The organism is Streptomyces sp. NPDC126499, assembly GCF_040302485.1.
GTDB lineage: Bacteria > Actinomycetota > Actinomycetes > Streptomycetales > Streptomycetaceae > Streptomyces.
The window spans coordinates 54,137-78,318 of the sequence record NZ_JBEOUO010000015.1 but is presented as its reverse complement, the minus strand read 5'-3'; the positions used below and the strand labels follow the sequence as shown (position 1 = coordinate 78,318).

The 24,182-nt window shown below is 74.2% G+C and carries 23 protein-coding genes and 1 pseudogene; 8 read left to right on the top strand and 16 right to left on the bottom strand.

The annotated features are described in order from the left end of the window. Positions 1-126: 126 nt before the first annotated feature. Positions 127-2,028 carry a serine/threonine-protein kinase gene (locus tag ABTZ91_RS22625; protein ID WP_352079005.1) on the bottom strand — a complete coding sequence of 634 codons (1,902 nt, stop codon included), beginning with the start codon at positions 2,026-2,028 and terminating at the stop codon, positions 127-129. A 70-nt stretch (positions 2,029-2,098) separates the two neighbouring features. Continuing rightward, positions 2,099-2,488: a hypothetical protein gene (locus ABTZ91_RS22620; RefSeq protein ID WP_352079004.1), complete on the bottom strand. Its 390-nt coding sequence runs from the start codon at positions 2,486-2,488 to the stop codon at positions 2,099-2,101. A gap of 260 nt (positions 2,489-2,748) precedes the next feature. Between ABTZ91_RS22620 and rpmG the strand changes: the two genes are divergently transcribed. Together rpmG and ABTZ91_RS22610 are read left to right on the top strand one after the other, a co-directional pair. Then, positions 2,749-2,913: a 50S ribosomal protein L33 gene (gene rpmG, locus ABTZ91_RS22615; protein WP_352079003.1), complete on the top strand. Its 165-nt coding sequence runs from the start codon at positions 2,749-2,751 to the stop codon at positions 2,911-2,913. Positions 2,914-3,042: 129 nt separating this feature from the next. Then, positions 3,043-3,726, top strand: a pseudogene (locus ABTZ91_RS22610) (aminoglycoside adenylyltransferase family protein); the annotation flags it as partial. 105 nt (positions 3,727-3,831) lie between these two features. Here ABTZ91_RS22610 and ABTZ91_RS22605 read toward each other — a convergent pair. Continuing rightward, positions 3,832-4,737 carry an arginase family protein gene (locus ABTZ91_RS22605; protein ID WP_352079002.1) on the bottom strand — a complete coding sequence of 302 codons (906 nt, stop codon included), beginning with the start codon at positions 4,735-4,737 and terminating at the stop codon, positions 3,832-3,834. A gap of 116 nt (positions 4,738-4,853) precedes the next feature. Between ABTZ91_RS22605 and ABTZ91_RS22600 the strand changes: the two genes are divergently transcribed. Together ABTZ91_RS22600 and ABTZ91_RS22595 are read left to right on the top strand one after the other, a co-directional pair. Next, positions 4,854-5,789 (top strand): LysR family transcriptional regulator, encoded by a 936-nt coding sequence (locus tag ABTZ91_RS22600; RefSeq protein ID WP_352079001.1) that lies wholly within the window; start codon positions 4,854-4,856, stop codon positions 5,787-5,789. 450 nt (positions 5,790-6,239) lie between these two features. Then, positions 6,240-7,616 (top strand): carbohydrate-binding protein, encoded by a 1,377-nt coding sequence (locus tag ABTZ91_RS22595; protein ID WP_352079000.1) that lies wholly within the window; start codon positions 6,240-6,242, stop codon positions 7,614-7,616. 174 nt (positions 7,617-7,790) lie between these two features. On the opposite strand, the gene ABTZ91_RS22590 is transcribed toward ABTZ91_RS22595, so the two are convergent. The 6 genes from ABTZ91_RS22590 to ABTZ91_RS22565 all read right to left on the bottom strand — a co-directional run bounded on the left by ABTZ91_RS22590 (position 7,791) and on the right by ABTZ91_RS22565 (position 14,124). Beyond that, positions 7,791-8,618: a hypothetical protein gene (locus ABTZ91_RS22590; RefSeq protein WP_352078999.1), complete on the bottom strand. Its 828-nt coding sequence runs from the start codon at positions 8,616-8,618 to the stop codon at positions 7,791-7,793. A gap of 415 nt (positions 8,619-9,033) precedes the next feature. Beyond that, positions 9,034-11,265, bottom strand: coding sequence for a protein kinase domain-containing protein (locus ABTZ91_RS22585; protein ID WP_352078998.1), 2,232 nt, complete (start codon positions 11,263-11,265; stop codon positions 9,034-9,036). Positions 11,266-11,429: 164 nt separating this feature from the next. Next, positions 11,430-11,759, bottom strand: coding sequence for a hypothetical protein (locus ABTZ91_RS22580; RefSeq protein ID WP_352078997.1), 330 nt, complete (start codon positions 11,757-11,759; stop codon positions 11,430-11,432). A gap of 9 nt (positions 11,760-11,768) precedes the next feature. Beyond that, positions 11,769-12,149 carry a DUF6296 family protein gene (locus tag ABTZ91_RS22575; RefSeq protein ID WP_352078996.1) on the bottom strand — a complete coding sequence of 127 codons (381 nt, stop codon included), beginning with the start codon at positions 12,147-12,149 and terminating at the stop codon, positions 11,769-11,771. Positions 12,150-12,159: 10 nt separating this feature from the next. Next, entirely contained in the window at positions 12,160-12,984 is an 825-nt protein-coding gene (locus ABTZ91_RS22570) for an N-formylglutamate amidohydrolase (protein WP_352078995.1), read from the bottom strand. Positions 12,985-13,203: 219 nt separating this feature from the next. Next, positions 13,204-14,124 carry an aldo/keto reductase family oxidoreductase gene (locus ABTZ91_RS22565; RefSeq protein ID WP_407078011.1) on the bottom strand — a complete coding sequence of 307 codons (921 nt, stop codon included), beginning with the start codon at positions 14,122-14,124 and terminating at the stop codon, positions 13,204-13,206. Between the two features lie 325 nt (positions 14,125-14,449). On the opposite strand from ABTZ91_RS22565, the gene ABTZ91_RS22560 reads away from it, so the two are divergent. After that, entirely contained in the window at positions 14,450-14,980 is a 531-nt protein-coding gene (locus tag ABTZ91_RS22560) for an HPP family protein (RefSeq protein ID WP_352078993.1), read from the top strand. Positions 14,981-15,147: 167 nt separating this feature from the next. Here ABTZ91_RS22560 and ABTZ91_RS22555 read toward each other — a convergent pair whose 3' ends face one another. Both ABTZ91_RS22555 and ABTZ91_RS22550 read right to left on the bottom strand, forming a co-directional pair. Next, complete coding sequence (locus ABTZ91_RS22555; RefSeq protein WP_352078992.1) at positions 15,148-15,822, bottom strand: beta-glucanase; 675 nt, start codon at positions 15,820-15,822, stop codon at positions 15,148-15,150. A 73-nt stretch (positions 15,823-15,895) separates the two neighbouring features. Further along, positions 15,896-16,999 (bottom strand): mechanosensitive ion channel domain-containing protein, encoded by a 1,104-nt coding sequence (locus ABTZ91_RS22550; RefSeq protein WP_352079116.1) that lies wholly within the window; start codon positions 16,997-16,999, stop codon positions 15,896-15,898. 161 nt (positions 17,000-17,160) lie between these two features. On the opposite strand from ABTZ91_RS22550, the gene ABTZ91_RS22545 reads away from it, so the two are divergent. Beyond that, a complete protein-coding gene (locus ABTZ91_RS22545) occupies positions 17,161-17,385 on the top strand; it encodes a DUF6458 family protein (protein WP_352078991.1) in 225 nt (74 codons plus the stop codon). 158 nt (positions 17,386-17,543) lie between these two features. Here ABTZ91_RS22545 and ABTZ91_RS22540 read toward each other — a convergent pair whose 3' ends face one another. Then, positions 17,544-17,975, bottom strand: coding sequence for an ATP-binding protein (locus ABTZ91_RS22540; RefSeq protein ID WP_352079115.1), 432 nt, complete (start codon positions 17,973-17,975; stop codon positions 17,544-17,546). Positions 17,976-18,223: 248 nt separating this feature from the next. On the opposite strand from ABTZ91_RS22540, the gene ABTZ91_RS22535 reads away from it, so the two are divergent. Further along, positions 18,224-19,075 (top strand): RNA polymerase sigma factor SigF, encoded by an 852-nt coding sequence (locus tag ABTZ91_RS22535; protein ID WP_352079114.1) that lies wholly within the window; start codon positions 18,224-18,226, stop codon positions 19,073-19,075. A 294-nt stretch (positions 19,076-19,369) separates the two neighbouring features. Here the strand turns inward: ABTZ91_RS22535 and thpD are convergent, their stop codons facing one another. The 4 genes from thpD to ectA form a co-directional block, all read right to left on the bottom strand. Then, positions 19,370-20,269: an ectoine hydroxylase gene (thpD, locus tag ABTZ91_RS22530; protein ID WP_352078990.1), complete on the bottom strand. Its 900-nt coding sequence runs from the start codon at positions 20,267-20,269 to the stop codon at positions 19,370-19,372. 75 nt (positions 20,270-20,344) lie between these two features. Continuing rightward, complete coding sequence (locus tag ABTZ91_RS22525) at positions 20,345-20,749, bottom strand: ectoine synthase (protein ID WP_352078989.1); 405 nt, start codon at positions 20,747-20,749, stop codon at positions 20,345-20,347. Between the two features lie 75 nt (positions 20,750-20,824). Next, positions 20,825-22,111 carry a diaminobutyrate--2-oxoglutarate transaminase gene (ectB, locus tag ABTZ91_RS22520; protein ID WP_352078988.1) on the bottom strand — a complete coding sequence of 429 codons (1,287 nt, stop codon included), beginning with the start codon at positions 22,109-22,111 and terminating at the stop codon, positions 20,825-20,827. Between the two features lie 96 nt (positions 22,112-22,207). Next, positions 22,208-22,726: a diaminobutyrate acetyltransferase gene (gene ectA / locus ABTZ91_RS22515; RefSeq protein ID WP_352078987.1), complete on the bottom strand. Its 519-nt coding sequence runs from the start codon at positions 22,724-22,726 to the stop codon at positions 22,208-22,210. Between the two features lie 419 nt (positions 22,727-23,145). On the opposite strand from ectA, the gene ABTZ91_RS22510 reads away from it, so the two are divergent. Beyond that, positions 23,146-24,135 (top strand): Gfo/Idh/MocA family oxidoreductase, encoded by a 990-nt coding sequence (locus tag ABTZ91_RS22510; RefSeq protein ID WP_352078986.1) that lies wholly within the window; start codon positions 23,146-23,148, stop codon positions 24,133-24,135. Positions 24,136-24,182: the final 47 nt, after the last annotated feature.

The window sequence follows — 24,182 nt, the reverse complement described above, 5'->3', positions numbered from 1 at the left end:
CGTCGAAGACCGTCTCGACCCGCAGCCCGCTCCGCCCCGCCTCCGTGTCGCCCGCGCGTCCGTGCCGCCCGAGCGCGGTGGTACACCCACGGGCTGGAGTCGGGGAAGGTGGGGGAGTGGGGCCGGTCAGGCCGCCCCGTTCCTCCAGACCGTCAGGTCCAGCGTCATGTACGTGCTGGGGGAGCCCTCGGGCGAGAAGCCCTTGACGGTGACGAGACCCATGTGGCCCGACCCCGTGGTCACGCAGACCTGCCGCCCCTTGGCGAGCTTGTTCACGTAGACCTCCTTGGTGAACCTGGTCTCCGCGCGGCAGGTGGCGAGCGAGCCCTCCTGGCCGGGGTCCAGAAGCACCAGGTTGCCGCCGGTGGTCTCCGCGTCCAGGTAGCCGCCGGTGTCGTAGGACAGTTCGTAACCGCCGTCCTCGCCGTCCTGGGGCCGTACGACCTCGTCGCCCAGGGTCAGGTGATAGCCGGCCGTCAGGTCGATGTCCTCGAACACGGCGGGCTTCGGCTCGGTGCGGGCGGACGGCTTCCCGGCCGGCGTCGCGCCCGAGGAACCGGCCGAGGATCCGCCCGACTCCTTCTGTCCGTCCGGCTTGCCGTCGCCGCCCGCCGTGGTCTGCCGGCCCTCGTCCTTCAGCAGGACGTACGCGGTGCCGGCGCCGCCGAGTCCGAAGACCAGGGCGGCGGCCAGCGCGACGAGCAGGGTCCGCTTGGCCGAGCCGGCGGACGGCGCTCCCCGGCCGGATGCCGTCGCCGGGAACGCCGTCCGGGGGTACGGCCCCGGGACCCCGTACGGAGGCTGGTGCGCCGGTCCGGGGGCCGAGCCGGGTGCAGGGACCGGGCCCTGCGTCGGCGCGTAGGCGTGGCTGTGTGCCTGCGGGTGGGCGGGACTGTGGGCCTGTGGATGGGCGGGCGCCTGGCCGTGGCCGTACGCGTGCGGGGCGTGCGGGGCCCGCGGCGGCGCGGGCGCCGGGTCGGACGGAGCCGTCGGGGGAGGGGTGACGGGAGGGGTGGCGGGAGACGGCGCGGGCGAGGCGGGGGCGGTCGGGGTGTAGCCGACCGACGGGGCCGTCGCGGGAGGCGGCGGCGTCTGCGCCGGGGCGGGCGTCGCCGCCCGTGCCGTGATGTCGGCGGAGACCGCCCCCGGCAGCCAGTCCTCGGGCCGCCGCAGCACCGTCGCCGCGTTGGCCTCCTGGCAGAGCCGGATGACCTCGGGGACGGACGGCCGCGCCTCGGGATCCTTCGCCAGGCAGCGCGTGACCAGCTCCGTGAGCCGCTCCGGGACCCCGCTGAGGTCGGGCTCCTCGTGCACGATCCGGTACAGCACGCCGTGCGACGTGCCCTCGCCGAACGCGGGCAGTCCCGTCGCCGCGTACACCGCGACCTGACCGAGCGCGAAGATGTCCGTGGCGGGTGTCACCCGCCGCCCCGCCGCCTGCTCGGGAGCCATGAAGGAGGGCGTGCCGATGGTGACGCCGCTGCCCGTGAGCGAGGTCGCGTCGGCGGCGTGCGCGATGCCGAAGTCGATCACGCGGGGGCCGTCCGCGGCGAGCAGCACGTTCGACGGCTTGAGGTCGCGGTGCACGAGCCCCGCCCCGTGGATGACGTGCAGGGCCTCGGCCATCCCCGCGACCAGCAGCAGCACCGTCTCGACGGGCAGTGCCCCGTGCGTCACGACGGCGTCGGCGAGCGAGGGCCCCGGCACATAGGCGGTGGCCAGCCACGGCTGCGTACCCTCCGCGTCGGCGTCGATGACGGGCGCGGTGTACAGCCCCTGCACGCGCTGCGCCGAGCGCACCTCCTGGGCGAACCGGCGCCGGAACTCGGCGTCCTCGCCGAACTCGGGCCGGATCACCTTGACCGCGACCGGGCGGCCGCCCGGCGTGTACGACAGGTACACCTTGCCCATGCCGCCGGCCCCGAGCCGGGCGGCCAGCCGGTAACCGGCGACCGTCCGGGGATCGTCGGCGGCGAGCGGCTGGAACACCGCGGAGGCACCGGCCCGACCCGGCTGCTGACCACTCATCAATTCTTTTCTCCCCGTGCGGAACTCGACGATCCCGTCGCTCGCCCGGCACCCTATCTGCTGCGGGAGGTCAGCGGGACGGCGGCGCGGGGCGGGCGAAGCAGCGCAGGGCGAGATCGAGGGTCACCTTGAGCTCGCTGTGCACGTCGGTCAGATCGCAGACCTCCAGCCAGGACAGATGACCGCCCTGGGCGAAGAGGACGAGATCGCCGAGGAGCGTCCCGTCCTCCGCCTGGAAGATCCGCGACGCCACCGACCCCGTGCCGGAGCCCGTCGGGGCGGCGGCGGGGACGGCCGCGGTGTCGATCGAGAAGTCGGTGGTGCCGCACCCGCAGTCGCACCGCCCGGCCGTCCTCAGATGCGGCACCTGACGGCGCAGCGCCGCGTGGACGGGGTCGTCCCCGTCGCCGAGGAGGACGTCGAGGGCGGCGAGCACGTCCGGAGGCAGGGAATCGTCCATCCCGTCACGGTAGAGGGCCACGTCCCCGCGCTCGGGCGCGGGGCAGCACGTCCACGGCGATGCCACGGGGGCACCACGGCCGGTGCCTCGGGCGGTGCCCCCAGCCGGGGCGCCGGGAATGCCCCCGGGCGGTGCCACGGCCGGTTCCCCCAGCCGGTGCCGCGGGCGGGAATGTGCCGGCCGGAGCGGCTGTTGCACCGGACGAGGCTGACATGCCTGAGTCAACCGACTCGACGGCGGGCGCAGCCGGAAGGAGCACCATGCCACGCACCACCCACCGCCCCGTGATCACCCTCCGGTCCACGGCCGGCACCGGCGTCACCTATGTGACCCGCAAGAACCGCCAGAACGACCCCGACCGCCTGGTCCTGCGCAAGTACGACCCCGTCGTCGGCGCCCACGTGGAGTTCCGCGAGGCACGCTGACCGGCAGGTCCGGTCCGCCCGGCACACTCGGGGGTGCCCGGTGCGCTCGGGGCGCCGAAATCCGCACGCGGACCGGCGCCCCGCGGCGGTAGGCTGCCCGGCCCCGCCGCCACCGCAGGAGAGCAGCCCATGACCACGCCCCAGGCCGAGGCCGTCGTCCGGCTGGTCCGCACCGTCCTCGGCGACGAGACGCTCGGCGCGTACGCCCACGGCTCCGCCGTCCTCGGCGGCCTGCGGCCCCACAGCGACGTCGACCTTCTCGTCGTCGCCCGCCGCGGCCTGACCACCGACGAACGCCGGGCACTCACGGACGGACTGCTCGCGCTCTCCGGCCCCCGCGCCACCGGAGGCCCGGCCCGCCCCGTCGAACTCGTCGTCGTGGTCGCCGGACAGATCCGGCCGTGGCGCCACCCGGCCGTCTGCGACTACCTCTACGGGGAGTGGCTGCGCGAGGAGTACGAGCAGGGCCGACTGCCCCGCCCGGAACCCAGCCCCGACCTCGCCCCGCTGCTCACCATGGCCCGCGCGGGCGACACCCCGCTGTTCGGCCCGCCGCCCGCCACCCTCCTCGACCCGGTGCCGGCCGCGGACCTCAGGAGCGCGATCGTCGTCGGGATCCCGGACCTCATGGCCGAACTCGACAACGACACCCGCAACGTGCTGCTCACCCTCGCCCGGATCTGGACCACCCTGGCGACCGGACGGATCCGGGCCAAGGACGAGGCCGCCGACTGGGCCCTCGCCCGGCTGCCCGCCGAGCATCGGCCTCCCCTCGCCCATGCCCGCGCCGTGTACACCGGGCAGGCCGAGGAGGACTGGGCGCCGCTCCGTCCCGCCCTGCGCCCGCACGCCGCCCACCTGCTGGAGCGGATCCACCGGGCGTACCGGGACGGGGAAGGCTCAGGCCCCGGTGAAGGCTCAGGCCCCGGTGAGGGCCGCCACGACGAGATCGGTGAGGAGGACGCCGGCGGTGCCGTCGGGATCGAGATCGGGATCGTAGATGGTGACGTTCAGCCCGGCACAGCGCGGGGAGCGCACCAACGGCCGTAGCAGCGCGGTCAGTTCGTCCGGCAGCAGCCCGTCCGGATCGGGGCTGTCCACGGCCGGCATCACCGTCGGGTCGAGGACGTCCGCGTCCAGATGCACCCAGAAACCGTCCAGGGCCGGTGTCTCCAGACTGACGGCGGTCGCGGCCCCCAGCTCGCCCGGGCCCCGCTCCCGCAGCTCGGACACGGTGGCGACGGGCACCTTCAGCGCACGCAGTTCGACCAGCTCGGCCTCCGCCACGAACGCGTCACGCGTGCCGAGGACCCGTACGTCCTCGTCCCGCAGGTAGGGCCGCCTGCCCTCCAGATCGGTCAGGTCCGCCTGGCCCCGGCCGGTCGACAGGGCGAGCTCCTCGCCCGCGGCCGCACCGACCCGGTCCGAGTTGCCCGGGTGGCGGAAGTCGGGGGACGCGTCGACGGAGGCCAGACCGTACCGGCCGAGCCGGCGCAGCGCGAGGGCGGCGCCCAGCTGCACGGAACAGTCACCGCCGAGGACGAGCGTGAAGTCCCCGGCCACCACGTGCCGTTCGACGCGGTCGGCGAGCCGGACGGTGTACGAGGCGAGGGGCGCCGCGTGGAAGACCCCGTCGCCCTCCCGCCAGTCGCCCCGGTCGTAGCGGGGCGGCACCACGACACCGCCCTCCGACGCCCCGAGCCTCCGCACGATCCCGTTCTCGCGCAGCGCCCCGGCCAGTTTGTGGCAGCCGGGCACGGTACCGGGGGCGGGCGGCCGCAGACCGAGGTTGGACGGGGCGTCGACGACCACGATGTTCCGCATGCGGGCCATCCTGGCCGCCCCGTGAGCCGGTCGCAACGCACCGGCCCACGCCCTGGTGGCCACCGGTCCCGGTTGTTGGTCTGGACCTTCCCGGTCCGGGGCGTCAAGCTCTGCGCATGGACTTGGAGTTGCGGCACCTGAAGACGATCCGGGCCATCGCCGACGCCGGCAGCCTCACCCGGGCCGCCACCGCCCTCGGCCTGGCCCAGCCGGCCCTCAGCGCCCAGCTCAAACGCATCGAACGGGCCCTGGGCGGAGCGCTCTTCGAGCGCGGCCGGGACGGGGTACGGGCCACCCCGCTCGGCGACCTCGTCCTGGACCGCGCCCGGGTCGTGCTGCCCGCCGTCTGCGAGCTCCAGGAGGAGGCGGTGCGCTTCGCCCGCGAGGGCGCGCGGGGACACCGCCTCGGCGGCACCCACGGACCGCTGCTCGGCGGCCTCGTCGACCGGCTCGCCCGCACCGGCGACGGCGCGCCCGTCACCACGTACACCTCCTGGTCCGAGCGGGAGATCGCCGGCGGGGTCGTCGCCGGCCGGCTGGACTTCGCGCTGGTCGGGGTCTGCGGCGAGAGCAGCCCGCCGGAAGCGGGACGGCTCGCCTGGACCGAGGTCGCCCGCGACCCCGTGTACGTGATGCTCGCCGCCGGCCATCCGCTCGCACACCGGACCGAGATCGAGCTCGCCGAACTCGCCACGGAGGCGTGGACCGACGTGCCCGGCGACGGCTGCTTCGGCGACTGCTTCGCCGCCGCCTGCGTCCGCGCCGGGTTCACCCCGGCCTGCGTGTACGAGACGGACACCGCCTCCTGTGTCCATCTGGTCCAGGTGGGCCGGGCGGTCGGCCTGTGCCGGGCCACCTTCCCCGCGACGCCGGGCCTCGTCACCCGCCCCCTGGCCGGCGCCCCGCTGATCTGGCGCCACCTCCTCGGCTGGCACCCGGAGGGCCGCGCGGCGAACCGCGCTCCCGCCGTCCTCGCCCACGCCCGTGCCGCCCACACCGAAGCCCTGTCCCGCAGCGCTGCCCACGCCCCGGCACCGCTCGCCGGCCCGTGACGGGTGCCGTTTCGCGCCGTGGGTGGCAGGGGCCTGTGGGGCGGCGTCGGCCCGTGACGGGTGTCGCGCCGCGCCGTGTGTGGCAGGGCCCTGGGGAGCGGTGGCGCCTGCGCGAGACGGATGCCGTGCCGCGCCGTCCGTGGCAGGGGCCCGGGAGGCGGGGCCCGCACGGTCGGCGAGCAGTCCCCGGCCGCTCGCGTGGCCCGGCCGCCCCTGCGGCCGCCGCCCCCGTCAGGTGTCGTTCCGCTACGTGTGGCCCCGCCACGTGTCTCCCGGATACGTGGCGCCCCGCCACCTGTGACACCGCCACGTGTCGCCCGGCCACGTGTCTCCCCGCCACGCCTGGCACCGCCCATAACGCGGGACAGGGGGCCGACTGACAACTCCCGCCGGACGCACCTCCGTTCCTACGGTTCCGTCAGTTCCCCCACCACACCGAGGAGACCTCCCATGCTCCGACGACCCGCCCGCGCGGCCTGGACCGCGTTGGCCGCCGCCGGACTGGCGCTGACCTGCCTTCAGGCCGGTTCCGCCACCGCGGCATCCCAGTCGGCCCCTCCGGCCGCGTCGACCGGGCCCGCGTCCGCCGCCGCGGCGCTCCGGACGGACGCCGCCCCGCCCGAGCTGCTCCGGGCCATGGAACGGGACCTGGGCCTGACCCGTACCCAGGCCCTCACCCGCCTCGCCCACGAGGCCGAGGCCGGCGCGACCGCCGCCCGCGTCCGCCAGGCGCTCGGCGGCACGTTCGCCGGCGCCTGGGTCGACGGGCCCGAGTCGGCCACGCTCACCGTGGCCACCACCCGCGCCGCCGACACGGCCGCGATACGGGCCACCGGCGCCCGCGCCGTGCTCGTGACGCACGGTCTGACCGCGCTGGAACAGGCCAAGAACACCCTGGACCGCACCGCCGGCGCCGAGACGCCGGTCCGCTACGTCGACGTCCGTGCCAACCGGATCGTCGTCGAGGAGACCCGCCCGGGCGCCGGGGCCCGGCTGCTCGCCACCACAGGGGTGTCCCGCGACCTGGTGCACGTGGTCCGCACCGCCGAGGCACCCCGCCCGCTCTACGACATCCGGGGCGGCGACGCCTACTACATGGGCGGCGGCGGCCGCTGTTCGGTCGGCTTCGCGGTCACCCGCGGCACCACCCAGGGCTTCGCCACCGCCGGCCACTGCGGCCGCGCGGGCACGGCCACCAGCGGCTACAACCAGGTCGCGCAGGGCAGCTTCCAGGCCTCCGTCTTCCCCGGCAACGACATGGCCTGGGTGGCCACCAACACCAACTGGACCGCCACCCCGTACGTGAAGGGTGCCGGCGGCGCCAACACGCAGGTGACCGGCTCCGTCCTGCAGCCCGTCGGTGCCTCCGTGTGCCGCTCCGGCTCCACCACCGGCTGGCACTGCGGCACCATCCAGCAGCACAACACGAGCGTCACCTACCCCGAGGGCACCATCTCGGGCGTGACCCGTACGACGGTGTGCGCCGAACCGGGCGACTCCGGTGGCTCGTACATCTCGGGCAGCCAGGCGCAGGGCGTCACCTCGGGCGGCTCCGGGAACTGCTCCAGCGGCGGTACGACCTTCTTCCAGCCGCTCAACCCGATCCTCCAGAACTACGGGCTGACGCTGCGCACCACCGGCTCCGACCCGGGCCCCGGCCCCGGCCCCGGCGAGCCGGAGCCGGGCGGCACCTGGAAGGCGGGCACGGTGTACAAGGCCGGTGACGTCGTCACGTACGGTGGCGCGACCTACCGCTGCCTCCAGGGCCACCAGGCACAGTCCGGTTGGGAGCCGCCGAACGTCCCGGCGCTCTGGCAGCGCGCCTGACGGACGGCCTCAGGGGCCCGTGTCCTCCTCCCCCTGGGGGCTCGGGGCCGGCCGGCCCACGTGATCTCGCGTGGGCCGGCCGGCTCGCTCGCAGCCGCTGCCCGCGGCCGATCAGCAACCGCTCCGCGCGCCCCTCCGGCTTCCTCGCCTCCGGGCCGTCTTCCGCGGGGGCGGTCAGCGACGTTCGGCGAGCGCCGCTTCGAGGGCAGCGAGGTGGCGGGCGTCGGCTTCCTTCCGCACGGAGGCGAAACGACGGTCGACGAGCAGGACGGGCAGCAGCCAGAGCAGACCCCAGGAGGCGAACCCGTCCACGGCACCGGTCTGGCGGAGCACCGCGTTCGTGACGAGGCTCAGAACCAGGGCGACCGTCCAGGCGGCCGTGCGGTGGCGGCCGAGCAGCCGCACCGGAGCGTTCCACGGGCCGGCGAGCGCCTCGACGGTCGCGGCGCGCACGACGGCGTCGCGGTCGGTGGGGTCCACGGCCCGCGTCGCCGCCGCACCGCCCTGCGCCAGGTCATCGGCGAGGGCGCGGGCCTGCGCCTCGGTGGCGAGCGCCTTCTCCCGGCGTTCGACCGTCCTGACCGCCGTCCTCATCCTGACCTCGTCCCAGTAACCGCGCCGTGCCCAGCGTTCGGCGTCGGCGAGCCGCCCGGCCTCGGGGGAGTCGGGCGCGAGCTCCTTGAGGCGGCGGGACAGGGTGACGGCGCGGGTGGCGCGGGCGGGGTGCTCGAAGCCGTCGGCCCGCAGACAGAGTTCGGCGTATCCGGCGAGCAGCCCGAGATGGTCCGCGTCGATCGCGAGACCGGCCCGGAAGGCCTCCTCCGCACGGTCGTCATGGTCGTCGTCGTCCTCGGCGACATGGCCGAGCGCCAGCCAGCAGTACAGATCGGCCTGCGGCCCGAACACGTCGAGGCCCTCCTGCGCCGCCCGCCGCACGGCGGCGTACCCACCGGCGACGAACAACTGCTCACAGCGGTCCTGACAGGCGTCCGACGTGCTCACGCGGTTCCCCTTCTCTGGTGCCCCTCCCCTGGGGCTGCGTAAGTGTGCGACGCCGTCTTTTCCCAGGTCAAGGTGGTTCCGGAAGCTTCGGGCGAGCCCGTTGCGGGCGAATCGGCCGACGTCGTGTCAACTCCGTCGGGCACCCGCTCCCTTGCCCCGTCCGGGGGTGCGGTGCCCCTCCCATGGCACTCCTGTCGGACGGGTCGTCCTCACCAGGGAGACCGCCGACGTCAGGGCGGCTCCCTCCGACGGCCGCGGCCGCGGCGGCGGTGCGGCTCCGACAGCCCCCGCCCCCGCACGGGCGAGGCGGCGGTGCGGGCCCGACAGGCCCCCTGCCGCCGCGCCCGGGTGCGCCCCGCCCGCACGCACCGACCACGACGCCGGTCGGACGCGGCCGCACGGGGCCATCTCCCCGTCACCGCCAGGCGGGGTGCCCCTCCGGGACGTCCCCCGTGGTGAGGCGGCGCTCGCCCGTGCCGTCCGCGCGCACCGCCCAGATGACCGGCTTCTGGTACGGGCCGCGGACGAAGGCCAGCCAGCCGCCGTCCGGTGACCACGCCGGGTCCATCTCGTGCTCCGCCGTCACCACCAGCGGCCGGTCCCCGGTCCCGTCGGTGCCGACCAGGCGGATGTCACCCTTGTTCGGGCCCTGGTAGGACCCGGCGGTGTAGGCGAAGGCGCGGCCGTCGGGCGACCACACCGGGTCGAGCGCCGGGTGCGGCAGCCGCGTCACCTGACGCGGCGCCCGTTCGGGAGCCGACGGGTCGACGGTGTGGATCTGCCAGTTGCCCTTGCCCTTGCCCTTGCCCGCCTCCCGGCAGACGGCGATCCGCGTGCCGTCCGGGGACCACGCCGGATCCTCGATCCTCCCCGGCCCGTCGGTGAGCTGCCGGGCGGAGCCGTCCGACACCCGCACCTCGAACAGCTGCTGCACACCGTCCTTCACCCGCAGCACGGCGAGCCGGGTCCCGTCCGGCGACCAGGACACCCGTCCGCCGGAGATCGCCGCGATCCGCCGCGCGCCGGAACCGTCGGCCTTCGCGGTCCACACCGCCGTCTCCTCGGACGTCACCCGCGTGAACGCGAACGACGCGCGGTCCGGCGCCCATTGCGGCAGGTAGTCGCAGGTGCCGTCCGGCACGAGCCGCCGCGGCCGGTCCTCACCCGCCGGACGGACCGCGATGACCCCGTGGCAGTCGGACGGCCAGCCGGGCGCGGTGTCCTGGCGGACCAGCAGCGTCGTGTCGGGGAACGCGGCGGGCGAGGCGACGGCGGGGGAGGACGTGCCGCCGCCGGGCTCGGCCCGCTTCCCGGCGTCACGGTTCCACGGCTGCCACACCAGCAGGCCCGCGGCGACGGCCGCGCACGCCACCAGCGCCGCCGCCACGGTCATCCGCCGTCCGCGCGATCCCGGCTGCCGGCCCGCCGGCCGCGCCGGGGCGTCCTCCGGTACGGACGTCGGTCGTACGGGAGCGGGCTCCGGCCGTGGCGGTACGGGCGCCGGTCCTGGAGGCGGCGCCGCGGCGGTCGGCGGCTCGCCCCCGGTCCCGGGCCCGGCGCCCCACCCGGGCGGCGGCTCTGCCGGTGCGGCCCGGTCCGGCCGGCCGGACGGCTGTGTGTCCTCCCGTACGGCACCGGCACCGGCACCGGCACCGGGACCGGCACCGGCACCGGGATCGGCACCGGCACCGGCACCGGGACCGGCACTGGCACCCGGACCGGCATCGGCACCGGGATCGGCCGCTTGCCGCTCCTCCCGTACGACGACGGTCTCCGGGTGCCGCGCCACCGTGGACAGCAGCGTCGTGGCCTCGTCGGGAAGCCAGCCGCCGTCCTCGCGGTGACGGACCGTCAGCCGGTCCAGAAAGGCCGCGGGGGTGGGCCGCCGCGCCGGGTCCTTGGCCAGGCAGGCCGCGACCAGCTCGCGCAGCGGCTCGGGAACGGCGGCGAGTTTCGGCTCCTCGTGGACGACCCGGTAGAGCCAGGCCGCCGAGGTGCCGTCGCCGAAGGGCGCGCCGCCCGCCGCCTGGCACAGCACGATGCCCAGGGCGAACATGTCCACGGCCGGTGTGACGGCGCCGCCCGTGAGCTGCTCGGGCGCGAGATAGCCCGGCGTACCGACCTGGAGGCCGGTCCGGGTCAGCGCGGCCGTGCCGTCCAGGGCCCGCGCGATGCCGAAGTCGATGACGCGCGGCCCGTCCTCGGCGACGATGATGTTGGCCGGCTTGAGGTCCCGGTGGATCACCCCGGCCCGGTGGATCGCCTCCAGAGCCTCGGCGAGTCCGGCGGCCAGCACGGTCAGGCTGTCCGCGGGCAGCGCGCCCACGTGGTCGAGGACCACCCGCAGCGTGGGGCCGGGGACGTACGCCGTGACCAGCCAGGCGGGGTGTCCGTCGGGGTCCGCGTCGACCACGGGAGCCGTGTGGAAGCCGCCGACCTGGCGCGCCGCCGCGACCTCGCGGGCGAACCGGCGTACGAACTCGGGGTCGGTGCTCAGATCGGGCCGGACGACCTTGACGGCCACGGCCCGGCCGGAGCGGGAGCGGCCGAGGTAGACGACGCCCATGCCTCCCTGGCCGAGCCGTCCGACCAGCCGGTATCTGCCGTCGCCGACGGATTCCGGATCCCCCGCCTCCAGCGGCTTCATGGTGCCCCCTCGCAATCGTGCGTGCAGGGATCTCCTACCAGCAGGGCGGTGCCCCGGTCGAGTTCGGCGCGGCGCGAACGCCGGGAAGGCACCGGATACGGGGGGCGGGACCGGGCCTCGCGGACGGGACGAGCCCGGGGTGAGGCCCGGTCTCGGGGCCCCGGTCAGTCGACCGGGTGCTCCTCCCAGGTCTCGTCGTCCGGGTCGTACTCGGTGTGGGCGGACTCCCAGGTGGCGGAGGTCAGCTCCACGCCGGGGATGTCGCCGAGGAGGGCGACCGGGTCGATGAAGTGGGCAAGAGAACCGGCCGGGTCCAGCTCGATCGCCTCGATGGACTGGGCGCGTTCGGCGTCGTCCAGGTACTCGTCGTCCTGGACCTCGGCGAGGGCGGCGGCCTTCAGCGCCTGCTCGTCGGTGATCTCGGCCACGAGCTCGATGGTGAGGCGCACGTAGCGCGGGTCGGGCTGCTCGGATGAGGGGTCGATGGTGGTCATCCGCGAAGCTTAGGCGACGTCCCGCGACCCGTCGCCCCGGCCCCCGTCGCCCGGAGCCCCGTCGTCCGCAGCCCCGTCGTCCGGAGCCCCGTCGTCCGGAGCCCCGTCGTCCGGAGCCTCGTCGTCCGGAGCCTCGTCGTCCGGAGCCTCGTCGTCCGGAGCCTCCCGCAGCCGGTGGGCCACCACGGCCTGCGCGGGTTCCTGATGTCCGCCGGAGGCGAGGACGCGCACCTCGTCGCGGTCGCTGATCTCCGCCCGGATGATGCCGGTCGGATCGGCGTACACGGGATGGCCACCCGGCCCCGTGGCGGACGTACGCTCGACGACCACGACGTCGCGGGCCGCGCCCACCGGGTCGGAGAACACCAGCTCGTACCTGGGTGCGCTCACGTGCTCCATTTTACGTGGCGGGACCCGAGCGGAGCATCTCGTCGGTCACGGCGTCGACCAGGGCGGCGAGCGCCACGCCGAGCGCCCGTTCCCCCGGGCCGGCCGGGCCGCCGGGCTCGCTCATGTACAGATCGCGGCGGATCTCCACCATCAGCGCGCTGACCCGGGTGTCCCGGCCGTAGTGCGCCAGCGGCACGTACGTCCCGGCGAAGGGGCTGTCCGTGCCCACCCCGCCGAATCCGGCGAAGGCCCGCCGCGCGGCGGCCAGGAGCGCGGGCGGGGTGTGGAAGGCGTCCGTGCCGAGGCAGACGGGCGGCCGGGGGCCGTCGCCGTGCAGCTCGTAGGGGAGCGCCGCCGTCGGGTACGAGTGCACGTCGACGATCACCGCGCGGCCCGTCGCCTCGAGGCGCGCCTCCACGGCCCGGGTCATGGCCTCCGCGTACGGGGTGAAGTAGCGGTCGACGAGTGGCGCCGGGTCGAATCCGGCCGGCCGCAGCTCGGCCCGGTGCGTGGTGCGCGTGTACACCGCGCCCATCCCGACCGCGAGCATCTCCTCGCGCTCGTCGGGGAACCGCTCCGGGTCGACGACCAGCCGGGAGAGCCGGTTGACGAACCGCCAGGGAGCGGCGCCCGCCGACGCCGCGGCCACGGCGGCGATGGCGTCGGTGTGGGAGTCGGTGATGTGGTCGAGCTCGCGCTCCAGCTCGGCGTCGCCGAGGACGATGCCGGCCCGCACCTCCGGCGGTACGGCCCGGGAGGAGTGCGGCACATGGAGCAGGACGGGGGAGTCCGGTGCCCCCGCGAGCAGTTCGAAGGGGGCGGGGGCGTCGGTCATGGTGCGGGGTCCTCGCGGTCGTGGGGTGCCGGGTGTCCGTGGGCCGAGTAGGGCGGCGTCGGGGCGGGCTGCCTGCGCCGGGCCCCGCTGCCTGGGGTCTGTTGCCCGGGCCTTGCGGCTGGGGGCTGCTGCCCGCTGTCTGTTTCCTGCTGTCTGTTGCCTGGGAGTCCTGCGCCGGTGGTCCCGTGCCCGGTGCGCCCCGGTCCGGGAGCGGGGCGGCTACGGCAGGGCGGCGCCGCGGGCGGTGATCCACAGGCGGTACCACTCCTCGTGGGTGAGGTCGGGCGCGGCCACGGCGGCGTCCCGGCAGGCGCGGATCCGGGCCGGGTTGGTGGTGCCGATGACCGGGGAGATCCGCGCGGGGTGCCGCTGGAGCCACCACAGCAGGACCGTCTCCGGTGTGGTGCCCTTGGCCTCGGCGAGCTCGGCGACGAGCGCGGCCGTGGCGTGCTCCTGCGGGGTCTCCTGCCGTCCGGTGTAGCGGCCCTGGGCCAGCGGGCCCCACGCCTGGAGGGCGATCTTGTGGTCCACGCAGTGCTCGACCGTGCCCGCGGTGAATCCGACGGAGGCCGACGCGGGCGTGTTGACGAGCACACCCTCCTCCAGCCAGTCCCGGCGCAGCAGGCTCATCTCCAGCTGGTCGGCGACCAGCGGCAGTTGAAGGTGGGCCTGGAGCCGGGCGATCTGGTGCGCGTTCATGTTGGAGACGCCGAACCGGCGGACGAGACCCTGCCGGTGGAGCGACTCCAGGGCCGCGGCGACCTCGGACGGGTCGGCCAGCGGATCGGGCCGGTGCAGCAACAGCACGTCGAGGACGTCCGTGCGCAGCCGCGCGAGGCTCTGCTCCACCTTCCGCACGATGGTGGCCCCGCGCAGGTCGTACAGGCCGGGCCGGTCGCCGTCCGCGAGCCGGATGCCGCACTTGGACTGGAGGGTGATCCGGTCGCGCAGTCCCGGGGCGCGGGAGAGCACCTCGCCGAAGACGGCCTCCGCCTTGCCGTGCCGGTAGATGTCGGCGTGGTCGAAGGTGGTGATGCCGCTCTCCAGGGCCGCCTCGACCGCCGCTTCGGCGGCGTCGATGTCGGCGGGCGTGTACGGGGCGGTGTCCCAGCTCCCGCCGAGCCCCATGCAGCCGAGCAGGACACGGCCGGTGCCGGGGGCCGCGGGTACGGGGGCATCGCTGGAGGTCACATGGGTGGAGGTCACGGGCTCACCCTGCCACAGGGCGGGCGGCGGCCGGGAGGGGCTGCGGGGGAGAGCGGCTGGGACGGCGGGCCGGTGCGCACCCGCCCGGTGGCGCCTTCGACATTTTGTATACAATCGCATGTGGTCGCGTCGCCCCCATCCGGGCGGCGCCGGCATGGGCGCAAGGGCGGGCCGACTGTCGATCACGGGGTCCGTACGCCGGCCCTTCTCCATCCCGCCCCCTCCGGCCCGAGGCCGCCCCTACCGGAACAGACCCCGCATGAGCACCGACACCGCCGCCCCCGAGACGCCCGCGAAGCCCCGCATCACCGGCCGTGCCCCGGCCCGCCCGGCGCCCGCGGCGGCTCTCCACAGCGTCAGCGCCGTGACGGTCGTCCTGCTCGGCCTGGTCGCGATCGGCGCGGTCATCCACGAGCCCGTCCTCATACCGCCGCTGGCCGCCAGCGCCGCGCTGGTGCACAGCGCCCCGACACTCCCCCTCTCCCAGCCGCGCAGCGTCGTCCTCAGCCACCTCCTCGCCGCCGCCGCGGGCTACGCGACCCTCGCGGTGGCGGGCACCAGCGCCTGGGCCGCCGCCGTGGCCGCCGGCCTCACCCTGGCCCTGACCACCCTCGCGCGCACCCCGCACTCACCCGCCTGCGCGACCGCCGTCGTGATCGTCCTCCAGTCCCCGACCCCGACCCGCTTCGTCCCGCTGCTTTTCGGCGCCACGCTGCTCCTGGTGACGATGGAGTACGCGTTCTCCCGCATCCGCAGGGGCGCGACGAAGTACCCGACGTACTGGTGGTGACCGGGGCCCTTGTCGGTGGCGGGCGCTAGCGTCCCGCGCATGGGATTCACGAGCGCCTGGGGCATCAGCTGTGCGGCGTCGCCCTGCACCTCGGCTGACCGTTTCGTCGCTGTGGCCCCCTTCACCGGCCCCCTGACCGTCCCGCCGGCTGATCGTCCCCGCAGCGCTCACCGCTCCGGCCGGAACACCCGCAGGTCACGTACCTCGTACGACATCCGGGTCGTGTGGTCGTCAGGCGGCGGGTGGTAGCGCCCCGCGCACACCGAGAGGTTGACGATCAGATAGGCGTGCCAGCGCAGGCCGACGCCGCGACCGTCGGCGAAGACCTCGACGTCGTCCAGCCACCAGACGACCGAGCGGGGGCCGAACTCGGTCCGCAGGCGTATCCAGCCGCCGGGACGCACCGACGGATCGCGGTGGTAGCGGTGCGCGCCGCGCACCCGGTTGGAGAGTTCGAGCAGATCCGGGTTGTTCGGGTGGTACTCGAAGACGTCGATCTCCTGGCCGCCGTCCCGCCACGTCCAGATCGCCGGCCAGGCCCCGGTCTCCTCGGGCAGGCGCACCCGCGCCTCCAGCACGTCCCCGGAGCGCACCTCGAATCCCTCGGCGCTGCCCTCCGTCGTCAGCAGCCCCGTGTCCCACAGCCCGTCGGGGCGGCGCGTGGCGCGGAAGACCCCGGAGCGGCTGTAGTCGGGGTCCTCCACCAGGTGGTCCAGCTTGTTGTCTCCCGGGTTGACCGGTCCTCCGTCGGGATAGGCCCAGCTGCGGCCCGCGACCCACTGTTCCGTGGACGCGAAGTCCGCGGTGAAGACCGGCTCTTCGGCCGGTGGCCAGGTGGACATGGTTGCTCCTCGCGTCGGTGGTGGTCCTCCCTTCGCTGTTCTGCCCACCGCGTCCGCCGGGATGCGGAAGCCCTTACTCCTTGTCAGGAAGTCGCCACGTCCCGTGATGCCCGGAAGTGTCGTCCGTCACGGCGGGTTCCGGCGCGGGCGCCGGCGCGGTCGCGATCCGCGGGAGCGCTTCGGGGTGCTCCCGTACGAGCCACCCGATGAGCTCCTCCCGTACCGCGACGCGCGTGGTCCACAGGTCGTCGGCGTCCTTCGCGGTGACGATCGCCCGGACGGTCACGCAGCTGGGCGAGGTGTCCGTGACGGCCAGGTCCCAGGCCCGGCGGTCCCACGTCGGGCACGTCTCGAGGAACTCCCGCAGCCGCGCCCGCATCAGCGCCACCGGCACGGAGTGGTCGCAGTAGACGAAGACCGAGCCCGTCATCTCCGCGCCACCCCGCGACCAGTTCTCGAACGGGCGGGACGTGAAGTACGAGACGGGCAGCGTGACCCGGCGCTCGTCCCAGGTCCGCACGGTCAGGAAGGTCAGGGTTATCTCCTCCACCGTCCCCCACTCCCCGTTGACGACCACCGTGTCGCCGATGCGGACCATGTCGCCGAACGCGATCTGGAAACCGGCGAAGAGATTGCCGAGCGTCGACTGCGCCGCCACTCCGGCCACGATGCCGATGATCCCCGCCGAGGCGAGCAGGGACGTCCCGACGGTGCGGAACGACGGGAAGGTGACGAGGGCGACGGCCGCCGCGATCACTCCGACGGCGACCGACACCACCCGCATGATCAGCGTCACCTGGGTCCGCACCCGGCGCACCCGGGCCACATCGCGCGAGCGCCCCGCGTAGCGCGCGTACGACGACTCGACGACGGCCGAGGCGACGCGTACGGCCAGCCACGCGCCGCCGCCGATCAGACACAGCACGAGGAGGTGGGACACCGTGTCGGCGTGATCGTCCAGCGACTGCCAGGCCGTCGCGCGGAAGGTCCACCCGAGCAGGGTGGTGAACAGCACGACGAACAGCGGCGTACGGCAGCGGCGCAGCAGTCCCCAGAGCGGGGTCTCCGGACGGCGCGCGTCGGCCTGCCGTGCCAGAAGGTCGGCCGCGCGGACGGCGGCCAGCGCCACCAGCGCCGAGCCGCCGAGGACGATCACCAGTCGAAGGACGCTCTCCATGGCTCCCCAGTAGACGAGTCGAAGACGGTCGTCCACTCGCCTCACCCCGGTGGCGCCCGCCAAACACCCGCCACCGCCGGCCGGCGGGCACGGGCCGGACGGGGATGAGGACCGCGCACCGGGGTACGCGAGTCCCGTCCGACCCGGACAAGGGAGGAAACATGGGACTGGGAGCCTGCATCATCCTGATCGCCGTCGGCGCCATCTTCACCTTCGCCTCGGACTGGGAACTCGAGGGGGTGAACCTCGACCTCGTGGGACTGATCCTGATGGCGGTGGGCATCATCGGCACGGCGGTGTACACCAGCATCCTGCGCCGGCGCAGGATGGTCGTCCCGCCCGTCGCCCCGACCGTGACCGACGACGAGCACAGGGACCTGCGCTGACGTCCGTCCGATCGCCGCTCGACACATCCATCCGCCCATCCGTCCGTCACTTCCGTCCGACAGCAGACGCCCGGCCCACACCCCGCACGGGGGAGTGGGCCGGGCGTCGTCGTGGACCTCCGCCGGCCCGCCGGCCCTCCGCCGGGGCTGACGAAGGGTCAGCGGTCGAGCGGCACCACCGCGTGGACGGTCTTGCCGTCCGGACGGACGTCCAGCGTGACCTGGCGGCACAGACGCAGCACGATCGGCCAGCCGAAGCCGCCCGGTCGCAGATCCCGGTGGCGCGCGTACCGCGGCGTCTGTGGACTGGCGTCGCTGACCGAGACGGTGACGCTGTCGCGCCCGACGCCGATCGCGAAGGCGGTGACCCCGCCCGCGTGCCGCAGCGCGTTGGTCACCAGCTCGGAGGCGACGAGTATCAGGTCGTCCACCTGCGAGGGACTGATCGGCGAGCAGGAGGCCAGGGCCCGGTGGACGGCTCGTCGCGCCTGCGCCGACGTGCGTACGAGGGTCTCGTCGTACCCCGCGGCGCCGGGGGACGCAGCCGCGGGCGTCGACGAGCTGGGCCGGGCGTCGCCCCGAGTCTTCATCACGGGTCCCTTTCTTCCCGGTTGGTGAACTTCCGACCGTTTCCGTCTGCCCGCGTATCGCCGGGCGATGCGCCGCCCCACGCCCGGCACCCCCGACGGACGCACGCCGGTGAGAGCCGGTGGAAGCCGGTGGGAGTCGGCGAGAAAGGAAGCGTGGGCATGCGAACTCCGGGTAGGCGAAGCGCTACACGCGAACGTTCGGCGAGAAACAGGAGGTTGTCCCCGTGCGGACCGAGATGGTCAAGGCGATGACGACGACCGTGGAAGGCGGTGCGTGCAACGACCTGCCCGTGCTCGAGGCTCCCCACGAGATCGCGCCCCAGGACGCGCGCGCCCTGTCGAAGGTGTTCTTCCGGGAACTCGCGGTCAGGGAGGAGGGAACGGCGGAGTACCAGTACGTCCGCAACACCCTGATCGAGATGAACATGTCGCTCGTCCGGTACGCGGCGGGCCGCTTCCGTGCGCGTGGCGACGAGATGGAGGACATCGTCCAGGTCGGGATCGTCGGCCTCATCAAGGCGATCGACCGCTTCGACCTCTCCCGGGAGGTGGAGTTCGCGACCTTCGCCGTGCCGTACATCGTGGGGGAGATCAAGCGGTTCTTCCGGGACACGACCTGGGCGGTCCACGTGCCGCGCCGTCTCCAGGAGGCGCGCGTGGAGCTGGCGAAGGCGAACGAGGACCTCGGCTCGCGGCTCGGCAGGGCGCCGCGCGTCGCCGAACTCGCCGAGGCGATGAACATCTCCGAGGAAGAGGTCGTCGAGGCGCAGATCGCCGCGAACGGCTACCACTCCACGTCCCTGGATGCCGCTCTCGGCGGTGACGAGGAGGACGCCGACGCTTCCCTCGCCGACTTCATCGGCGAGGAGGACCCGGCGATCGAGCTGTTCGAGGACTTCCACACCCTCGCCCCGCTCGTGGAACGCCTCGACGAGCGGGACCGGCTGCTGCTCCATCTGCGCTTCGTGGAAGAGCTGACCCAGTCGGAGATAGGCGCCCGGCTCGGGGTGTCGCAGATGCACGTCTCCCGACTGCTCGCCCGCGCCCTCGGCCGGCTCCGCGAGGGCATGCTGGCCGAGGACGCCCCGGCCGCCGGGTGAGCGGCCACCCGAGGCGCGCAGCGTGGCCGAGCAGGCCACGACGGCACCGGCCCCGGTGCCGGTCCCGGGCTCGTATCCGCTGAACGGATACGGCCCCTGGACCGGCACCGGGGCTTTTCGCGGTCGCCCGCACCTGCACCCGCGCGTGGACCTGCGCGCCGCCCACCGGGTCGGCCGCCACGGAACGCCACGACGCGCCGTGCCCGCCCCGCACGGCAGCCGTGCGGGGCGGGACATCAGGCCGCGCGCGTACGACGGCGCCAGGGCCGGTGCGGCTCCGGGCACCGTCACGGCTCAGCCGACCGGTGTGAGGTCACGGGCGGCGATGAACGAGGGCCGCCGGACGGGCGCGGCGAACGGCATCTCCGGTGCGTTCTCGACGCTGTTGAAGACCAGGAACACGTTGCTGCGCGGGTACGGGGTGATGTTGTCGCCCGAGCCGTGCAGCGCGTTGCAGTCGAACCAGGTCGCCGAGCCCGGCGCACCGGTGAACTGGCGGATCCCGCAGGCCTCGGCGAACGTGGTCAGCGCCTCGTCCGACGGCGTGCCGGCGTCCTGCATCTGCAGCGACTTCTTGTAGTTGTCCTTCGGGGTGGCGCCGGCGCAGCCGAGGAAGGTCCGGTGCGAACCCGGCATGATCATGAGGCTGCCGTTGGTGGTGTGGTTCGCGGTGAGCGCGATCGACACCGAGACGGTCCGCATCCGCGGCAGGCCGTCCTCGGCGTGCCAGGTCTCGAAGTCGGAGTGCCAGTAGAAGCCGCTCGCGCCGAAGCCGGGCTTGACGTTGACCCGCGACTGGTGGACGTACACGTCCGAGCCGAGGATCTGCCGGGCGCGCCCGACGACCCTGGGGTCGGCGGCCAGCCGGGCGAAGACCTCGCTGATCCGGTGCACCTCGAAGACGGAGCGGATCTCCTGGGACTTCGGCTCGACGATCGCGCGCTCGTCGGCGCGCACCTCCGGGTCGGCGACGAGCCGGTCCAGCTCGGCCCGCAGCTCCACGACCTCGTCCGGCGTGACCAGCTCGTCGACCGTGAGGAAGCCGTCACGCTCGTACTCCTCCAGCTCACGCGCCCAGAAGGGGCCGGGCGTGCCGGGGGCGGACCAGACGACGGGGTCCTTGCGGCCGATGAGCACCTCGTCGGTGCCGCGGGTCGGGTAGAGGTCGACGGGACGGGTGGGGGCGGAGGTCATGAGGGACGGTGCCTTCCTTTCTCGTACGGACTGCGGTGGTGCGGGTGGTACGGACCGGGGCCCGCGCCGGTGGACTCAGGCCGGGTCGGGCTCGGTGAGGAGCGGGTACACGCCGTTCTCGTCGTGGTCCTCGCGGCCGGTGACCGGCGGGTTGAAGACGCACAGGCAGCGGAAGTCCTCCTTGACCTTGAGGGTGTGCCGCTCGTGCCCGTCGAGCAGGTACATCGTCCCGGGCACGATCGTGTACGTGCGGCCCGTCTCGTGGTCGGTGAGCTCGGCCTCGCCGGCGGTGCAGACGACGGCCTCGACGTGGTTCGCGTACCACATGGACGTCTCGGTCCCGGCGTACAGGACGGTCTCGTGCAGGGAGAAGCCGACCCGCTCGCGGGCCAGGACGATGCGCTTGCTCTCCCAGGTGCCGGAGGCGGCGCGGACGTGCCGGTCGGTGTTCTCGATCTCGGCGAAGGTACGGACGATCATGGTGCTGGGTTCTCTCGTTTCGTGGGTCGGACGGCGGCGCGGCCGGCGGGGTGGGACGGGCGGCGCGGCTTCCGGTCAGACGGTGACGCGGTCGGCCGCGTGGCGGACGGAACGGGCCAGGATCCCGAGCCCCTCGTCGAGTTCGTCGTCCGTCGCGGTCAGCGGCGGCAGCAGCTTCACGACCTCGCCGCGCGGCCCCGAGGTCTCCAGGAGCAGCCCCAGCTCGAAGGCCCGCCGGCACACGGCGTCGGCCCGCTCGCCGTCGGTGAACTCCAGGCCCCAGACGAGTCCGCGGCCCCGGTACGAGACGGCCGTGCGGCCGTCGTCGCCGCACAGGTCGCCGAGGGCGCGCTCGACGCGGCCGGCCCGGGTGAGGGTGCGCTCGCGCAGGGCGCCGTCGCGCCAGTACGCGTCGAGCGCGGCGGTGGCGGTGACGAACGCCGGGTTGTTGCCGCGGAAGGTGCCGTTGTGCTCGCCCGGCTGCCACAGGTCCAGCTCGGGGCGGAAGAGGCACAGCGCCATGGGGAGGCCGTAACCGCTGATGGACTTGGACAGGGTGACGATGTCGGGCGTGATGCCCGCCTCCTCGAAGGAGAAGAAGTCGCCGGTGCGGCCGCAGCCCATCTGGACGTCGTCGACGATCAGCAGCATGTCGTGGCGCCGGCACAGGTCCGCGAGCCCGCGCAGCCACTCGGCCCGGGCGACGTTGACGCCGCCCTCGCCCTGGACGGTCTCGACGATCACGGCCGCCGGGTGGTCGAGGCCGGAGCCGGAGTCGGACAGGAGCCGCTCGAACCACAGGAAGTCCGGCACCTGGTCGTCCAGGTAGTGGTCGAAGGGCATCTGCGTGGTGTGGGTGAGCGGGACGCCCGCCCCGGCCCGCTTGGCGGCGTTGCCGGTGACGGCGAGCGAGCCGAGCGACATGCCGTGGAAGGCGTTGGTGAAGGAGACGACGGTCTTGCGTCCGGTGACCTTGCGGGCCAGCTTCAGCGCGGCCTCCACGGCGTTGGTGCCGGTCGGGCCGGGGAACATCACCTTGTACGGCAGCGCGCGCGGCTCCAGGACCGTGGAGCGGAAGGTCTCCAGGAAGTCGCGTTTGGCGGTCGTCGACATGTCGAGCCCGTGGGTGACGCCGTCACCCGCCAGGTAGTCGAGGAGCGGACGCTTGAGCACCGGGTTGTTGTGGCCGTAGTTGAGGGAGCCCGCTCCGGCGAAGAAGTCGAGGAAGGGGCGTCCGTGCTCGTCGTACAGCCGGCTCCCGCGGGCCTGCTCGAAGACCACGGGCCAGGCACGGCAGTAGCTGCGCACCTCGGATTCGACGGTCTCGAAGACGGAGGGGGCGGTGTCGGTGAGGGTGGTCACGGTTCTCCCGGTTCTCGGTTTCGGTGTTTCTCGGTCGGACTGGGCGGTCGCGGTGCGCGGTCGCGGTGCGCGGCCGGGCTGAGCGGTCGGCGTGCGCTACGCCGCGGGGGCGATCCGGTAGAGCACTTCGGGCTCGTGACCGCCTCCCGCGTCGGGCGTGTCGGGGAACGCGGCGGACGGGAACAGCACCTCCCGGGTGACGGTGGCGCCGTGTCGACGCGCGTAGGAGCGGAACAGCCGGTCGGACGCCACGTTCCCCGGAGTGACGGTCGCCTCGAGCCGGACCGGCCCGTGCTCGGCCGCCACTCGGGCGGACAGAGCGTCGAGCAGTGCTCCCGCTACCCCGGTTCCGCGGTGCGAACCGTCGACGGCCACCTGCCAGACGAAGAGCGTCCCCGGTGCGTCGGGCCGCAGATAGCCGGTGACGAAGCCGACCGCCCGCCCGGACGCGTCCCGGGCGACGGCGGTCGTGCCGGCGAAGTCGCGGCACCACAGCAGGTAGCTGTAGGGCGAGTTGACGTCCAGATCTCCCGCGTCGCGGGCGAGCCGCCAGAGGTCGGCGCCGTCGGTCAGCTCGGCGGGTCCGATCTCGACACCGGCACCGCGGGTTGTCACTTGTGCAACGTGCGCTGTGGTCATGGGCGCCGAAGCTACCGAGCGATCCGGTGAACTTCCTGGTGCGGCGGGGTTGTGCGAGGGGTGGAGGATGCGATAGGTGCGGGATGGGGGCGCGGCGGGAAAGTCGGTCACATCCACCCCGGCAAATGGGACGATAAGGCGACAAAGTGACCGTTTATAACGGCTGGATAACGGCCTGAAGGTGCGGGACCTGCCCCTCCCCGATCCGTGAGATCCTCCCCTCTTTCGGGTTTGAGGCCGCACCGCCAGGTGAGGTGTAGGTGTTCGGACGGCGTGTGCGCCCGTCGTCCCCGGAATGGGCGGCCCTGTTCCGGGAGTTCGCGCCCCTCTAGGCTCCGCAGCGGTCGGCACGTCCGGTGCCGGTGTCAGCGCGGAACAAGAGGGTGGGAGACGGCGTGAGCGCGACCGTACGATGGGGTGTACTGGCCACGGGAGGCATCGCGGCCTCCTTCACGGCCGATCTGCTGGAGATGCCGGACGCCGAGGTCGTCGCCGTGGGTTCACGGAGCACCGCCTCGGCGAAGGCCTTCGCCGAGCGGTTCGGCATACCGAGGGCGTACGGGGACTGGGCGGAGCTCGCCGCCGACACCGACATCGACGTCGTCTACGTCGCGACGCCGCACTCCGCGCACCGGGCCGCGGTGGAACTCTGCCTGGAGGCAGGCCGGGCCGTCCTGTGCGAGAAGGCCTTCACCCTCAACGCCCGCGAGGCCGCGGAACTCGTCGCCCTCGCCCGCCGGCGCGGACTGTTCCTCATGGAGGCCATGTGGATGTACTGCAACCCCGTGGTCCGGGAACTGGCCCGGCTCGTCGCCGACGGAGCCATCGGCGAGGTCCGCACCATCCACGCCGACTTCGGCCTCGAAGGCCCCTTCGCCCCCGACCACCGGCTGCGCGACCCGGCCATGGGCGGCGGCGCGCTGCTCGACCTCGGTGTGTACCCGGTCTCCTTCGCCCAGCTGCTCCTCGGTGAGCCCGACCGCGTCTTCGCCGACGCGCTGCTGTCCCCCGAGGGCGTCGACCTCAACACCGGCGTGCTGCTCGGCTGGGACTCGGGCGCGACGGCCCTGCTTTCCTGCTCCATCGTGGCCGACACACCGCTGACCGCCTCGGTCACCGGCACCAAGGGCCGGATCGAGGTCCCCCGGGGCTTCTTCTACCCGGAGGGCTTCGTGCTCCACCGCGACGGCCGCGAACCGGAGGAGTTCACGGTGCCGGGACGGCGCGACAGCCTCCAGCACGAGGCCGCCGAGGTCATGCGCTGCCTCCGGGCCGGCGAGACCGAGTCGCCCCTGGTCCCCCTGGACGGCACCCTGGCCGCCATGCGGACCCTGGACGCCGTACGCGAGCGCATCGGCGTCCGGTATCCGGCGGACACCGTCTGAGCGGGCGGACACCGCCTGGGCGTGCTGACGCCGTCCGAGCGGGCGGG

What these genes read in the sequence shown, in the direction of transcription:
- rpmG (WP_352079003.1), top strand. Translation starts at nt 2,749, where the DNA reads ATGCCACGCACCACCCACCGCCCCGTGATCACCCTCCGGTCCACGGCC.
- ABTZ91_RS22550 (WP_352079116.1), bottom strand. Translation starts at nt 16,999, where the DNA reads ATGGAGAGCGTCCTTCGACTGGTGATCGTCCTCGGCGGCTCGGCGCTG.
- ABTZ91_RS22585 (WP_352078998.1), bottom strand. Translation starts at nt 11,265, where the DNA reads ATGAAGCCGCTGGAGGCGGGGGATCCGGAATCCGTCGGCGACGGCAGA.
- ABTZ91_RS22540 (WP_352079115.1), bottom strand. Translation starts at nt 17,975, where the DNA reads ATGAAGACTCGGGGCGACGCCCGGCCCAGCTCGTCGACGCCCGCGGCT.
- thpD (WP_352078990.1), bottom strand. Translation starts at nt 20,269, where the DNA reads ATGACCTCCGCCCCCACCCGTCCCGTCGACCTCTACCCGACCCGCGGC.
- ABTZ91_RS22605 (WP_352079002.1), bottom strand. Translation starts at nt 4,737, where the DNA reads ATGCGGAACATCGTGGTCGTCGACGCCCCGTCCAACCTCGGTCTGCGG.
- ABTZ91_RS22620 (WP_352079004.1), bottom strand. Translation starts at nt 2,488, where the DNA reads ATGGACGATTCCCTGCCTCCGGACGTGCTCGCCGCCCTCGACGTCCTC.
- ABTZ91_RS22570 (WP_352078995.1), bottom strand. Translation starts at nt 12,984, where the DNA reads ATGACCGACGCCCCCGCCCCCTTCGAACTGCTCGCGGGGGCACCGGAC.
- ABTZ91_RS22545 (WP_352078991.1), top strand. Translation starts at nt 17,161, where the DNA reads ATGGGACTGGGAGCCTGCATCATCCTGATCGCCGTCGGCGCCATCTTC.
- ABTZ91_RS22580 (WP_352078997.1), bottom strand. Translation starts at nt 11,759, where the DNA reads ATGACCACCATCGACCCCTCATCCGAGCAGCCCGACCCGCGCTACGTG.
- ABTZ91_RS22560 (WP_352078993.1), top strand. Translation starts at nt 14,450, where the DNA reads ATGAGCACCGACACCGCCGCCCCCGAGACGCCCGCGAAGCCCCGCATC.
- ABTZ91_RS22625 (WP_352079005.1), bottom strand. Translation starts at nt 2,028, where the DNA reads ATGAGTGGTCAGCAGCCGGGTCGGGCCGGTGCCTCCGCGGTGTTCCAG.
- ABTZ91_RS22600 (WP_352079001.1), top strand. Translation starts at nt 4,854, where the DNA reads ATGGACTTGGAGTTGCGGCACCTGAAGACGATCCGGGCCATCGCCGAC.
- ABTZ91_RS22535 (WP_352079114.1), top strand. Translation starts at nt 18,224, where the DNA reads ATGACGACGACCGTGGAAGGCGGTGCGTGCAACGACCTGCCCGTGCTC.
- ABTZ91_RS22555 (WP_352078992.1), bottom strand. Translation starts at nt 15,822, where the DNA reads ATGTCCACCTGGCCACCGGCCGAAGAGCCGGTCTTCACCGCGGACTTC.
- ABTZ91_RS22525 (WP_352078989.1), bottom strand. Translation starts at nt 20,749, where the DNA reads ATGATCGTCCGTACCTTCGCCGAGATCGAGAACACCGACCGGCACGTC.
- ABTZ91_RS22595 (WP_352079000.1), top strand. Translation starts at nt 6,240, where the DNA reads ATGCTCCGACGACCCGCCCGCGCGGCCTGGACCGCGTTGGCCGCCGCC.